Origin of the sequence: Shewanella sp. DC2-4, from assembly GCF_013248875.1 — a bacterium.
Taxonomy (GTDB): Bacteria; Pseudomonadota; Gammaproteobacteria; order Enterobacterales; family Shewanellaceae; genus Shewanella; species Shewanella oncorhynchi.
The window spans coordinates 3396105-3410296 of record NZ_JABRVR010000002.1; the positions used below are offsets into that span (position 1 = coordinate 3396105).

The 14192-nt window shown below is 44.7% G+C and carries 10 protein-coding genes; 6 read left to right on the top strand and 4 right to left on the bottom strand.

The genetic code is table 11. The features are described 5' to 3' along the window. Window positions 1–215 precede the first annotated feature (215 nt). The 4 genes from HQQ92_RS15515 to HQQ92_RS15530 all read left to right on the top strand — a co-directional run bounded on the left by HQQ92_RS15515 (window position 216) and on the right by HQQ92_RS15530 (window position 7982). A complete protein-coding gene (locus tag HQQ92_RS15515) occupies window positions 216–1427 on the top strand; it encodes an efflux RND transporter periplasmic adaptor subunit (RefSeq protein WP_173246592.1) in 1212 nt (403 codons plus the stop codon). Next, window positions 1427–4618: an efflux RND transporter permease subunit gene (locus HQQ92_RS15520; protein ID WP_173246595.1), complete on the top strand. Its 3192-nt coding sequence runs from the start codon at window positions 1427–1429 to the stop codon at window positions 4616–4618. Before HQQ92_RS15515 ends, HQQ92_RS15520 begins: the two co-directional genes overlap by 1 nt. A gap of 228 nt (window positions 4619–4846) precedes the next feature. Further along, window positions 4847–5554 carry a TatD family nuclease-associated radical SAM protein gene (locus HQQ92_RS15525; protein WP_105250090.1) on the top strand — a complete coding sequence of 236 codons (708 nt, stop codon included), beginning with the start codon at window positions 4847–4849 and terminating at the stop codon, window positions 5552–5554. Between the two features lie 190 nt (window positions 5555–5744). After that, a complete protein-coding gene (locus HQQ92_RS15530) occupies window positions 5745–7982 on the top strand; it encodes a PAS domain-containing protein (protein WP_173246598.1) in 2238 nt (745 codons plus the stop codon). On the opposite strand, the gene HQQ92_RS15535 is transcribed toward HQQ92_RS15530, so the two are convergent. The 3 genes from HQQ92_RS15535 to HQQ92_RS15545 all read right to left on the bottom strand — a co-directional run bounded on the left by HQQ92_RS15535 (window position 7963) and on the right by HQQ92_RS15545 (window position 10758). Then, window positions 7963–9366 (bottom strand): hypothetical protein, encoded by a 1404-nt coding sequence (locus tag HQQ92_RS15535; RefSeq protein WP_028761621.1) that lies wholly within the window; start codon window positions 9364–9366, stop codon window positions 7963–7965. The genes HQQ92_RS15530 and HQQ92_RS15535 overlap by 20 nt on opposite strands. Window positions 9367–9461: 95 nt before the next feature. Continuing rightward, entirely contained in the window at window positions 9462–10016 is a 555-nt protein-coding gene (locus tag HQQ92_RS15540; protein WP_113939813.1) for a hypothetical protein, read from the bottom strand. After that, a complete protein-coding gene (locus HQQ92_RS15545) occupies window positions 10009–10758 on the bottom strand; it encodes a helix-turn-helix domain-containing protein (RefSeq protein ID WP_105250092.1) in 750 nt (249 codons plus the stop codon). Before HQQ92_RS15545 ends, HQQ92_RS15540 begins: the two co-directional genes overlap by 8 nt. Before the next feature lie 429 nt (window positions 10759–11187). Between HQQ92_RS15545 and HQQ92_RS15550 the strand changes: the two genes are divergently transcribed. Together HQQ92_RS15550 and HQQ92_RS15555 are read left to right on the top strand one after the other, a co-directional pair. After that, window positions 11188–12009 carry a cytochrome C gene (locus HQQ92_RS15550; protein ID WP_168824862.1) on the top strand — a complete coding sequence of 274 codons (822 nt, stop codon included), beginning with the start codon at window positions 11188–11190 and terminating at the stop codon, window positions 12007–12009. 10 nt (window positions 12010–12019) lie between these two features. Next, on the top strand, window positions 12020–12538 hold the full coding sequence (locus tag HQQ92_RS15555; protein WP_113939812.1) for a hypothetical protein: 519 nt from the start codon (window positions 12020–12022) through the stop codon (window positions 12536–12538). Between the two features lie 181 nt (window positions 12539–12719). Here the strand turns inward: HQQ92_RS15555 and nhaD are convergent, their stop codons facing one another. Next, entirely contained in the window at window positions 12720–14189 is a 1470-nt protein-coding gene (gene nhaD, locus HQQ92_RS15560) for a sodium:proton antiporter NhaD (RefSeq protein ID WP_173246601.1), read from the bottom strand. Between the last annotated feature and the right edge of the window lie 3 nt (window positions 14190–14192).

Below are 14192 nucleotides of genomic sequence, written 5' to 3' on the forward strand. Positions count from 1 at the left end.
ATACGTATTCATTCTTATTTCAATATATTCCAATTACCTAACTGAACCTTTCATCACCTTTCTGCTCTAATTTTCGCCCAAATATCGATGCATGATGAGCATATCTGTCGCGGCATCACTTTTAGAAACATTTAATTTACAAAAATAAATTTATTGGCGTGGCCGACTCTGCTACTTTAACCCCATTACGCGATTAGCATGGATTTAACCATTATATGATGAAGACCCTACTGAGGAGACTGTCTCCTTTTCTTATTCTGCTGCTGTTTGTATTTGGCGCAGCCTTATTAATGCAAACGAAGGAGGCGCCAGAACAAAAACCTGAAGAGATGCCCATTCCTATCGTTGATGTCACGCAAGTGACTCAGCAAACAGTATCGCTAAACTTACCTTCCTACGGCGTGGTTACCCCAAAGTATAAAACCCAACTAGTGACCGAAGTTCAAGGCAGAATGCTCACTATTTCCCCTCATTTTGTTGCAGGTGGCATAGTCAAGAAAGGCGACCAATTAGCGCAAATCGAGCCCTCAGATTACGAGGCTGACTTAATGCAAGCCGAAGCGACGCTGGCCCAAGCCACCGCCGCACTGAACGAAGAAATAGCCCGTGGTGAAGTCGCTAAAATCGAATTCAAAGGCTACGACAAGGGCTTGCCCCCTGAGTTAGGTCTACGTATCCCGCAACTCAAAAAAGAACAAGCTAACGTAAAATATGCACAAGCAGCACTGGCGCGCGCCCAACGTAATCTTGAGCGCACAGTTATTCGTGCGCCCTTTGACGGCATAATCAAAGTTAGAAATGTCGATTTAGGTCAATACGTTAGCTTAGGCACTAATCTAGGTGAACTCTACGATACTCGCGTTGCCGAAATCCGCTTACCCATTTCTAATGATGATTTAGCCTATTTAGAGTCTGTCGATAATCCCGATACCCAAGTCACGCTTAGCGCCTCTTTGGCGGGCAAAGAAAATACTTGGGAAGGCAATATTATCCGCAGTGAAGGTGTTATCGATGCCGAAAATCGCATGGTGTATTTAGTCGCAGAAATCAAAGATCCCTATCTGCGCGCGAATAAAGTGCCAGGTAGCTTACCACTTAAATACGGCAGCTTCGTCAATGCAGTCATCAAGGGCCGCACTGTCGATGGCATAGTTAAATTACCCCGCCATGTGGTTCGTAACGACCAAGTCGCCCTAGTCAGCGACAAAAATATCATTGAAATGCGCCAAGTAAATGTGGTTCGTAGTGATTTAGAAAATGTGTTCATCAAAGACAGTCTAAAAACGGGCGAACGCGTCGCTACGACCCACTTTAACAGTATGGCAAATGGGCAAATGGTCAAAATCTTAGGTGAAGCGGCATTGCCCACTGAGACACCAAAAGAAAATACTCCTGAATCGAGTCTTGCGACCGCTGGAGTCAAATAATGGACACTCAAAAAGGGATCTTAGCTTGGTTCGCCCGCAACAGTGTGGCCGCGAACTTATTAATGTGTGTTCTGCTCATCGGCGGCCTGTTCAGCAGTATTTTGATTAATAAAGAAGTTTTTCCTTCTTTCGAACTCAATTTATTAAATATTTCCGTCGCCTATCCAGGTGCGGCGCCACAGGAAATCGAAGAAGGCATCAATATCAAGATTGAAGAAGCCATCCAAGATATCAACGGCATCAAGAAAGTGACTTCTGTGGCTAGCGAAGGCGTTGGCTCGATTACCGTTGAAGTTGAAGACGGTTACGAAGTGCAGACCATTCTCGATGAAGCCAAACTGCGGTTAGATGCAATTTCAACCTTCCCAGTGAACATCGAAAAACCGAATATCTCTCAAATCAAGCCAGAGAATAACGTCATTTGGGTGTCTGTTTATGGCGATATGACACTCCACGATATGAAAGAATTGGCTAAGTCGGTGCGTGACGATTTAACCCAACTCCCCGCTGTAACCCGTGCGAAAGTCACAGGGGTGCGCGATTATGAAATCGGTATTGAAGTTTCTGAGAATAAGTTAAGAGAATACGGTTTGACCTTCTCGCAGGTCGCATTAGCAGTGCAAAACTCCTCCTTAGACTTACCAGGTGGCTCTATTCGTGCTCAAGATGGCGATATCCTATTGCGCACCAAAGGCCAAGCCTACACGGGCGATGACTTTGCCAATATAGTCGTCACAACTCGCGCCGACGGTAGCCGCGTGATGCTGCCACAAGTGGCGACCATCAAAGATGATTTTGAAGAACGTTTGGAATATACCCGCTTTAACGGCAAGCCCGCTGCGATTATTGAAGTCACCAGCATTGATGATCAAAACGCCTTAGACATTGCAGACCAAGTTAAACAGTACGTCGAGCAGCGCCGCGCCACACTGCCAGCTAACGCTCAACTCGATACTTGGGGTGATATGACCCACTATCTCCAGGGCCGCTTAGACATGATGATGTCAAACATGTTTTACGGTGCCTTGTTGGTGTTTATCATCTTAGCCATGTTCCTCGATCTGAAGTTAGCATTTTGGGTCATGATGGGAATACCTGTTTGTTTCCTCGGCACTATGTTGGTCATGCCGCTCGAACCTTTCTCCATGACGATCAACATGTTGACCCTATTCGCTTTTATCTTGGTGCTCGGAATAGTGGTGGATGATGCCATTGTCATCGGCGAGAGTGCCTACACAGAGGTCGAACGCCACGGTCACTCGGTTGAGAACGTGATCCGCGGCGCGCAAAAAGTGGCGATGCCCGCGACCTTCGGGGTCTTAACTACAATTGCGGCATTTATTCCCATGTTAATGGTTTCTGGCCCTATGGGGATTATCTGGAAATCCATCGGTATGGTGGTCATCCTCTGTTTAGCCTTCTCATTGGTAGAGTCTAAGTTCATTCTGCCAGCGCATTTAGCGCACATGAAGTTTAAAAAACCTGGCGCACCAAAGGGATTCTTTGGCCACCTAAAAGCCAATTTTAACGACAGAGTGCAATACTTTATTCACCACAGCTATCGCAACTTCCTCGAGCGCTGTATCAAACACAGATACAACGTGGTCGCGGCCTTTATCGGTGTATTGATTCTGTCGATTGCCTTAGTCGCCAGTGGCAAAGTGCGCTGGGTATTTTTCCCAGACATTCCCTCAGACTTTATTCAAGTTGAACTTGAAATGGATGAAGGCAGCTCCGAAGGTAACACCTTAAAAGTGGTACAGAGCATAGAAGAAGCCCTGTACAAGATGAACGAAAAAATGGAGAAAGATAACGGTTATCAAGTGGTGAAGCACAGCTTTATCAATATGAGCTCCCGTACCTCAGCCTTCATTTTTGCCGAACTGACGAAAGGTGAAGACCGGGAAGTCGATGGCGTGACGATTGCTGCCGCGTGGCGTGAACAATTACCCGAGCTTTTGTCGGTTAAAAAACTCAGCTTTAACGCGAGCACAAACGATGCTGGTGGCGATATTTCCTTCAGACTGACCTCGAGTGACCTCGATGAGCTGTCCGCAGCCTCTAAAGAGTTGAAGCAAAAACTCGCCAGCTATGAAGGCGTGTACGATATTGCCGACAACTTTTCATCGGGCAGCCATGAAATTCGCCTCAAGATACGCCCAGAAGCAGAAGCCCTTGGCCTGACCCTTTCCGATTTAGCCCGCCAAGTACGTTATGGTTTCTACGGTTACGAAGCCCAACGGATTTTACGTAATAAAGAAGAAATCAAGGTAATGGTGCGCTATCCATTAGAGCAGCGCCGTACTGTGGGTTATCTGGAAAATATGCTGATCCGCACGCCAACGGGCACTTCGGTTCCCTTCTCGACTGTGGCACAAATTGAAAAAGGTGAATCCTACGCCTCAATTACCCGTGTTGACGGTAAGCGAGCGATCACCATCACGGCAAATGCCAACAAAAACATCGTTGAACCTTCAAAAGTAGTGCAAGAAATCCAAAAAGATTACCTGCCACAATTGCAGGCCAAGTACCCTAAAATCCAAACTGCACTGGACGGTGGCAGTTTGGATGAACAGAATGCCATGGTCGGTTTGATGCAAGGCTTCTTCTTTGCGCTGTTCACCATTTATGCTTTGATGGCCGTGCCACTTAAATCCTACAGTCAGCCGTTAATCATCATGTCTGTGATCCCCTTCGGGATTATCGGCGCCCTGTTTGGTCACTTAATTCAGGGACTCGCGATGAGCGTGTTAAGTCTCTGCGGCATAGTGGCATTAGCGGGAGTGGTAGTGAACGACTCCTTGATTTTGGTGGACTTTGTGAACCGTGCGCGGGAGCAAGGGCAATCGGTCAGGCAGGCGGCGGTCGATTCAGGCTGTTATCGTTTTAGGGCGATCATCCTGACGTCACTCACCACCTTCGTCGGCTTAGTGCCTATTATTCTCGAGCGTAGTTTGCAGGCGCAAATAGTGATCCCTATGGCGACATCCCTCGCCTTCGGTATCCTGTTCTCGACCCTTGTGACGCTAATTTTAGTGCCCTTGCTGTACATCATACTCGACGACATTAAGCGCACTAGCAGCCGCTTCTTCCATTGGTGGTGGCAGCCTAAAAAAGACCATGAAGTGGACTTTACACCTGAGCATTTAGAGCCGCCGGTCCCCACTGACTATAAAAAAGACTATCTATAGGAAGTTAACTAGAAGCAGTTAATCAATGTCTTGAACCTTAAAAAGAGAGCTTAGGCTCTCTTTTTAATCCTCTGTGCGAGTCAATAACCTCTTAATCATCTATGTCATTTTGAGTCTGCTACGAGTGGCTTGAGCTTTCAAGTTGCGATCTAGTTGACAGTTATCGCATCAGGCTTTCGCTACACTGTGTTTAAGTCGTCAGCTATCGTTAAAATGAAACCCATCATTATGTCTGAGCATCTGCACAAGCAAAATATTGATAAACCACAAGTTGTCACCACAGAAACCCTAGCGAACGGTCACATAACAGATGAAGTTTGCACAAATGAAACCTGTGCGACTGAAACGCTTGTCTATGATATTCGTCGCAGTCGCTACCTTAATATTACGGGTCGCTGCACCCTGCGCTGCGCGTTTTGTCCAAAACATAATGGCAGTAAACAGATCCACGAATATCAACTGGCACTGTGTCACCAACCTAAGCCCGAAGAAATTATTCCACTGCTTGGCGATGTTAAAGACTTCGAAGAATATGTGTTTTGTGGCTATGGCGAACCGACCTTAAATCTTCCAACCTTGCTGGCGGTGGCGAAAGAAATTAAGCAAAGAGGCGGACGAGTACGTATTAATACCGATGGTTTAGGTAATTTAGTCCATAGGCGCAATATTTTGCCGGAACTGGCCAACTGCGTTGATAGTTTATCCATTTCCCTTAATGCGGATAATGAAGCCGCCTATATGGAACATTGTCGCCCCAAACTCGCCGGTTCTTATGCCGCCGTACATGCTTTCATCGCATTAGCGCCACACTATATTGAAACGGTACAAGTTTCGGCCATCGAAGGATTAGCGGGTGTTGATATCGACATCTGTCGTGAACAAGTTGAGTCCTACGGCTGCGAATTCAAGCATCGCATATTAGGCGCCTTAGGCTAAACGGCATTCTAATACAGCCAAAATCGACTCAAACACCCAAGCAGATAACACTGTCGATTACGTGAGTGGTACATGTGTGAATCGTCTTAACTTTTACTCAAGGAATCTTGCTGAGTAACTTGGCACTGTCGTAACAATTCTTTCGTGTTAACATAGCGAAATTAACAGTTCACCCACTCATAATCGGTTCATGCTGAAGAATAACCCAAGCACGTATCCCGCTGCGCCACTGCTCTCTTTAACTCAAGGGATCTATTGGTCGCATCAACGCTTACTCGCTATTGCAAGCCAGCTTTCTATGCTGGTGATTGGCATGATTATTTTAACTCACTTAATCATTACTTTAGGTGAACGACGCCTGCAAGAAGAGTGGGCAACGCAAAGATACAGTGAACTGCAAACCATAGGCTCATTGATCGCAGATAAAGTGTCTTTTCAGCAATTTCGAACCCAAATTTTCGCCAATGGGGAACTGCTAAAACAATACTTAAGCAATCCTACCGCCAAGCAACAACTTAAATTGCAGGAAAACTGGCAAGATCTAGTAAAACATATTCCTGAGTTACTCGGCATTGCACTGTACGATCCCCAAGGTAACTATAAATTCTCAACTCCCCCTAATTTCAATAAAGATGCCTTACCACCGACCTTACTTGGAGCGAGTCGGAGCATGGGTGGCAAAGAAGTTTATACCTCACCGCTGGAATTTGTTCCGATAGACGGCATGCTTGAACCTTATATGTATCAAATGGCGTGGCTCGAGAAGCCCGATCAGAGTTCTATCGGTTATCTGGTGACGTACAACTCTATGGTAAAAATGCTGGAGGCCATAAAACCAGCCTTTTCGAGCAATAAGTCCCCTATGTTAGTGCTTGATACTCAAGGATTACTCTATGCTGGCGCGAGCGATCTCGCCCCTCTAAGCAATATGCCAGAGACCTTAGGAGCAAGTTTAAGACAGAGCTATCCGGCCCTGTGGCGCGATATGTCCATGAGCAACTTTGGACAATTCCACGGTGAAGAAGCCACTTATGTTTACCTTAAAATCGAACTAACTGCCCAACCTGAGACTCACAGAGAATATTTTTTACTCTCCTATGTGCGCAACTCAGACATAGCTGCTCGTTTCTCACAATGGCAAAACATTGTCATTGTGGCATCGTTAATATTAACGGTTTTAGCCGCTTGGGTTGTACTACTCAGCCACATGTATCGCTTACAACAGCGTTCACGCCAATACAGTATTGATGTTGCTAATGGCTTATTTAATAGTGACATCGGCTTTATGATGGTAAACGAAAATGCCAGAGTCATCAGTGCCAATACTAAAGCGGCACAAGCGACCTTAGTACCATTAGATGAACTGACAGACCGAAGCCTACAGCGTACCTTATGCCTCGATGATAAAACCTACACGGAGTTAATGGAGCAGGTACATAAAACCGGTCAATGGTCTGGTGAAATCAGTCTAGAGAGTATTGATGGCCCTACTTTACGCGTTCATATCCGCCAAGCACCAAGGGCGAGCCGAGGCTCACCACATCTATTAATCACCCTTGAGGACATCAGTGAGTTAATCAGCAGCAAACAAAATGCTTTTCTCAGTGAGCTTTTATGCGATAACACAGTCGCGACAGCCCTCACAGATGCTAACGGTAAACTGATTAAAATCAATCCTGTATTCGATGCGTTAATGCAACTCAATGGCGATTTAAATCAAGATTTAGCGTCATTACTCGCGAATGATTTAGGCAATCAATGGCAGAGGATCAGCGCTCAGATAGCCATGCAAGGTCAGTGGCAAGGGCAAATTCTATGCTCACCTAAACAGGCGCATTCCAATTGTTTGCAAGCCACATTGAAGGGCCATGTGGCCGCCGATGGTGAGATTGATTATATCGTCTGCACTTTAGAGCAAGCCGCCGAGCGTGGTCGAGGCACAGAGAAGCGTAACCTTGTACCCCATCGCAGTACTATTCTGCTGAATTTGGCAGATTTAGAACGTTACTTTAACTCTCTGCCGCCACCAAGCCGTCTCAGTTCAAGCTTACTGTTAATGGATATCAATCCAGAGGGCATGCTAAGCCACATGAGTGATATCGACCAACTGGCAAATCGTCAGCAAGAAATAGAAGTGCAATTATTGCTTGAAATTCCAGCTAATTATCAAATTCTGCATTGGCAGCTAGGGAAGCTCATTGTGATGTTACCTGACACAGACGCCACCCATGCGCACAACTTTGCCCTCAATATGATGGAAAAGCTCAATGGTAATGGCTTAGGGGAAGGTATTAGTATTGGTATTGCGGGTTATCAAGAAGGCCAGACATTAGAGCAATATTTGAATAATGCCGAAATCGCCCTAAAACGGGCGAAGCAAAATAACGATCAAAATATCGGTCAAGCCTTTACTCGTCATCAATCGTAGATTCGGGTGCATTAACTGAGTCAGGCAACTGACTCTGGGTAATTTCTATGATTGCCGAGCGGTTCATGGTGATTTTATAGCGGATATACTGCGGGGCTTCGCGCCCATCACGCAACACTAAAATCAGGTTGACTTGATAGCGCCGCTCAACCGATTCATAACTAATTTTGCCCTCAACTTCCTTATAAATCTTCGCTTTACCCCGTTCTAAATAACGGGCAAAAGGCACTAAGCTAAAGCTCACTTGCTCTTGAATAGTCGAATATCCCGCTTGGAATTCACTCTGATTCACCTTAGTGGCGATTTTATAGTGCAGAATTTCCGCATCGACCTTATTTTGACTATGTCTGTGCTTTAGAATGTCACTGACTTTTTCAGGTAGATCTTGCTGACGCATAAACTCAAGCCATACCAACTGCTTAGCGATAACCGCCTGACTCGTAGTATCCCGTAAAATGCGGCTCCAACGTGGTCGACCCCGCTGAATAAATCGCCACATGGCATTGCGCACATCGTCCTTAAAGATTTCCCTAAAACCGTAGATCACGGCCAAGGTCAGCACTAGCGCAATAGTAAAACCACTAAAGGCGCCCTGCGCTTGAATTATCAACGCAGACACCACCAACATCACTAACGCGGTTGCCAGTCCTGTCGTAAACTTTTTAAGGCCAATCCCTAAAGGCTTTAACTCTTCTTTGAGTACCACACCTTGTTGGATTAAACGGCGCAACAACAACATCTTGTTAGAGATACGGTTAGGATCTTGCTTAGTTTGCGCAGAGTTGTACTTATGCTCATCACGATAGGCACATTCATTACGACATAGCGTGAGTACCCGCTCTAAAATATCGTTGAAATCACTGGTACGAGTGGCATAAGCGAGCACTTTGAGTAACTGCTGCTCACAAAACCAAGACAAGTAGTTATCAGCATTTTCAAAGTAAGATTTCCATTTGGGATCACCTGGTTCGTTACGACGAAACTTTTTCAGCAACTGGGCAATTTGTTCGCGTAATTCGTCGAGGGCAAAATAAAAATGGGTTACATCTGTGATTTGATTGAGTTCTTTAACATCGTTTTCAACCGCAACCGCAAACTGATAGGCGAAGAGATTTAGGTACAACCTGAACTCTTCAACAGTACGGCGATTTAAACTGGCAAAACGCCCCTGCACCAGAGGTAAGTGCAAGCCTTCTGAATAGTATGAGCGACGTCCAACTATTGAGCTGTAGTAGTACTCTTCTTCATTGAGCGTGCGCGAGCCTATGCCCATTTCCTTAGGTAAAAAGAAATAGAGATCAAGCTGACGATTATCGCCCTTTTCCATCTGATGGCTGAACTTAATCGACAGGGATTCTTCTTGCTTTACACGTATCTTAGACACAACACCCTTTTCATGAATCCCTCACTGGAGACTCACCACAGTAATCACAAATCAATGAGCACTAATCTTAACTGAAATAAACTCAAATTCACTGATTAAATTCGACTATTTACGATTCTGCATCCACAAATGGTATTGCTAGGCTGAAAAAGGACCACGGCATAATCTTTGGTGTCATCCATATCTAACACCTCGATACTGAGATTGTGCATTTCCGAGTCATTAAAATGTAAGCTGCTGATATAGGATAGATATTTCATATGTTCTGGCCAATTTTTTTGCTTTTCAATTTCAGATTCCGTTTTCGTTTTAACGGTAACTTTATAGGTCATGCTATTGGCCTCAATACTGTCGACTTTGCCTTGCATTAAAATATTGCCCGCACTCGTACCGTCAATATTAAAGTAACGATAATTGATCTGCGTATTGTCAGCGGCAATCAAAACATCCACGAGTAGGTAAAATTTACCGTCACTGCTAACACTCGAGCTGCCGCTGGGATTGGCACTAGAATGGCGGTCGAATAATTCAGAGCTGCAATTTAAAATCATCGTCTGATTAGTAGCCGACTGTTTGTATATCACACCGCAAGCCATAATCAATGCCGACAAGATAACAATATTAATCGTCCACTTTAGCCATTTAGCCACAGATGTTAACCTCCTGCAGCCAAGCAGCATCGATGAAGGTTTTCGGTCGAGTGAAATCACTGATTTTAATATTACGGATCACTGACTGACCGAGTTTTTCGCCTCGAAAAGTAATATTAAGCACTTGTTTATCATGGGACAAAGAAGCATAAACATCAGCCCAATCACTTTGACCGCAGGCGATTAATCCTGCACTTAAGCGCTCACCTAATTCGAAGAGTAAAGTGTTATTAGTATTGGAATCAGCAAATAAGTGTAATCGTACTTGCTGGCCAGAAGCCAAAGGTAATATTGAGGTCATAAGTGCTTGGGTTGGCTTGCTGTGATCCGTATGATTCAAATAAAACACCGAAAACGCTAACATAAACCCGAATAATACTAAGGCACTCCACAAAGGCACTGTATGCAATCTGAGGTAATTAACACCTCTAAACTCAGTCCCATTAGATGGTTGAAGTAAATAACCTTGGCCTTTCACGGTTTCAATCAAGCCCTCATATTGAGGTCCAAGAAAGCTGCGAAGCATAAAAACAGCACGGGCCACAGAGGTATCAGTTAGCGGCGGATGCTTTCCATCCCCCGTCTTCAGCATGTGCTTAGAAACCAACTTACCTTGATGCTCAACAAGCAAATTAAGCACTTGTAACTCGGCTCGAGGAAGATGCCAAGATTCATCGCGAGACAACTCAATCAGTATGCCTCGTTCCCGATCAAACCTGCAGTCTCCCAATTGCATCAACATCCACTCAACTCCATAAAAACACAAAGTTAAGTCTATGCAAACTAACTAATGATTAATGTGATCTTGCTAACCCAAGTCAGCAAATAGTTAATTTTCGTGAGACGACCCCCAAGTTCAGCGCTATTAGGCAAAAACATGCGTTAACTCACAGGAATAAATACCATTTAGCACATGGAAAATTCGGCATAAATTTACATAAATATAATAAATATCGGGACGATGAGCACCTTGCAATCTGTTTAGTTAATTAAAATGCAGAATTTAAGTCGGTTAATTCTATTGTAGTAACGCTATTTACCGCTCATGTAAAAGGCAAATATCCTCCGGCGTAAATCACAATATTTATCTCAAGCATGCTTAGAATTTACGTCATCAATTTATCTTTAGCATTTGATAAATAGAAGTAATCCTACATAGAGGAAATACATAATGAGCATAAATAGACGTCAAGCATTAACCCGTATTATTGGTATTAGCACCGCTGCGGCAGGTGCAACACTCATGGGAACATCGGTTCTCGCGGCAACGAATGCCGATGGTCAATATCAATTAGCGATAGGTGAGAAACTTAAATACGTTCCACTTGATGCAATGGCAACAGCAAAACTGGCCTATGAAACGGGTGGTGGTTGTATGCACCAAGTTTTTCATGCCGTTGTGACTATGCTAGCCCAATCCAATAGTGCCGATGCAGACAAGTTCAAAACAATTCCAACGGCATTAGCTGCCTATGGTTTTGCAGGGGTAACGGGTCAAGGCACACTCTGCGGTAATCTTAATGCAATAGGCATGTTAGTGAATATTTTAGATGACATTAATGGTCACAATAACGCCGTGATAGCTAATACCTTCCGCTACTACGAAAATACAACGCTCCCTTTATCTTCACCTGAATTTGTTACTGGTATTGGCTCGACAGCAGAAAAAACGGCTCTTGTGGGCAGTTCATCAAAAGCCAAGAGCGTGTTATGTCACTCATCTATCAGTAACTGGTCAAAGGCTTCTGGTTTACCATTCGCGAAAAAAGGTGAACGCTGTTATCGCTTATCCGCGTCTATGGCTTATTACTTAGTCGATGTATTAAATCGTGCCTATCAAGGGGAGAATATCGGCGCCCTTGTTGGTAGTAAACCAACACCAGATGCACAAGATTGCCAAACTTGTCACGGTAGTACTAGCACACTAGGCTCTGCGGCAAGTGTAAAAACAGACATGGAATGCACCACTTGCCATACAGGGCATTTCAATTAAGGAGACTGTGATGAAATACCCATTACTCACATTGACCCTCGCGACATTAATGCTCGTAGGATGTGGCAGTGACAGCAATAACACTGAGCCTGAAACTCCGCAGCCACCTCCCGTCGAAAATGCAGTAAACATTGATGAAGCAACGCAAATAAATCTCAAGCTTGAGCAATTTGACTCGAGTACAGGGACAATTCAATTTTCACTGACGGATGCGCAACAAGAAGCGATCACTGCGGCAAAAACCTATGATATTTACTATTTTGGGTTCCCCGATAAAGCCAAGGAATCCTCGAATCCGAAGGCATGGAAACACTGGCATGTTACCCAAAATTATCGTTGCCAAAGTCTTGGAGAATGCAGCGGTAAATTAACCGAAGTCACAAGCGGTCAATATCAATTTGAGATAGCAGGCTTAGATTGGGCTCAGCAGGATCCAAGTGGTTCAGTAACACAAATTAAAGTCGCGATTCAGATCTACGGCGCAAAAGCCAATAACGAGCTGGATTTAATCCAAGTGCTACCGCAATAATCCTTCCAATGACATATCCAAACAAATAGAGGCATCCATCGGATGCCTCTATTTTATTCATTGATATCTAGACGTTATGCGATTGAATTTTGTTAGATCGATGTTGTTCGCTAAATAATTCGCTACAAAACGACTCACAAACGTCAATACAGCCCAAAAGGTGAATGAGCAGTACTTTTATTTAGAACATCGCAGCATTGAGCCACATATGTACTAAAATGCTCGCGATATAACCCAGCGCAATGACAGGTGTCCAACGCAAATGGGCACCAAAGGTGTAAATCCCCCTAGCTTGTCCCATTAACGCGACCCCTGCAGCACTGCCAATTGACAATAAACTGCCCCCAACTCCTGCGGTTAACGTTACCAGTAACCATTGGCCTAAGGCCATCTCAGGGTTCATCGTCAACACAGCAAACATCACCGGAATATTATCAACAACAGAAGACAACAGACCGATAGCCACGTTGGCATAAGTCGTATCCCAATTGGAATACAAAGCCTCAGATACTAAGCTCAAGTACCCCATAAAGCCAAGGCCACCCACACATAGCACTACACCATAAAAGAACAACAGGGTATCCCATTCAGCGCGGGAGATCCTGCTAAACACATCGAAGGGCACCACACTACCAAGCTGCTGAAGACGCTGCTCGTCCTGACGCAATTCAGCCTTTGCACGTTCGCGGGCAACGGAACGATTGAAGGTTTTACGCAGATAAAAACCAAAGAATTGTAAGAAACCTAATCCCGTCATCATACCCAATACAGGCGGCATACCTAAGAAGGAATGAGCACACACTGCCGTAGCGATTGTGAGTAAAAACAACGCAACAATTCGCTTAGCACCCGGCTTAGTATAAACATGCTCTTTTTCTGGCTCTGGCACGAAATGTGGAATAAACACACTCATAATGGCAGCGGGTAATGCAAAGTTCACTAAAGCAGGAATAAACAGATGGAAGAAATCGCTAAAGTGCACTAATCCTTTTTGCCACACCATTAAGGTCGTGATATCACCAAACGGGCTAAACGCGCCACCCGCATTAGCCGCAACAACAATGTTGATACAGGCTAGGGTGATAAACTTGCGTTGCCCTGCCCCCACTTTCATCACCACGGCACACATCAATAGTGCAGTCGTTAAATTATCTGCCACGGGTGAGATAAAGAACGCCATAAACCCCGTCAACCAAAATACGGTTCTTAGACTAAACCCACGGCCAACAAGCCAACCACGAATGGCATCAAACAAATTTCGCTCTTCCATAGCATTGATATAAGTCATTGCCACGAGTAAGAAGAGTAAAAGCTCTGCATATTCAAGCAAGTTATGTTTGAATGCCGCTTCCGACACTTCAGACATACCATTTTGTACATACACAAAACCTATCATGCCCCAGATAATCCCTGCCGCGACCAGCACAGGTTTCGACTTGCGTAAATGTAACGATTCCTCAGCCATCACCATTATGTATGCAAGTACAAACACAAAGACGGCAACATAACCCACACTCGAGGCGGTTAAATTAAGCCGTTCTATCCCTTCTGTCATAGCCCATGCTGCAGGTGAGAATCCGCTCAATATTGCAACGCAGAATAGACTCCATAACGCCATTCCACTGCCTTTAAACAACCGCTGTAATTTCATTAA

Bases quoted from the DNA above. Each gene is read 5' to 3' on its own strand.
- HQQ92_RS15530 (WP_173246598.1), top strand. From the start codon at position 5,745: ATGCTGAAGAATAACCCAAGCACGTATCCCGCTGCGCCACTGCTCTCT.
- HQQ92_RS15550 (WP_168824862.1), top strand. From the start codon at position 11,188: ATGAGCATAAATAGACGTCAAGCATTAACCCGTATTATTGGTATTAGC.
- nhaD (WP_173246601.1), bottom strand. From the start codon at position 14,189: ATGAAATTACAGCGGTTGTTTAAAGGCAGTGGAATGGCGTTATGGAGT.
- HQQ92_RS15525 (WP_105250090.1), top strand. From the start codon at position 4,847: ATGTCTGAGCATCTGCACAAGCAAAATATTGATAAACCACAAGTTGTC.
- HQQ92_RS15555 (WP_113939812.1), top strand. From the start codon at position 12,020: ATGAAATACCCATTACTCACATTGACCCTCGCGACATTAATGCTCGTA.
- HQQ92_RS15515 (WP_173246592.1), top strand. From the start codon at position 216: ATGATGAAGACCCTACTGAGGAGACTGTCTCCTTTTCTTATTCTGCTG.
- HQQ92_RS15520 (WP_173246595.1), top strand. From the start codon at position 1,427: ATGGACACTCAAAAAGGGATCTTAGCTTGGTTCGCCCGCAACAGTGTG.
- HQQ92_RS15545 (WP_105250092.1), bottom strand. From the start codon at position 10,758: ATGTTGATGCAATTGGGAGACTGCAGGTTTGATCGGGAACGAGGCATA.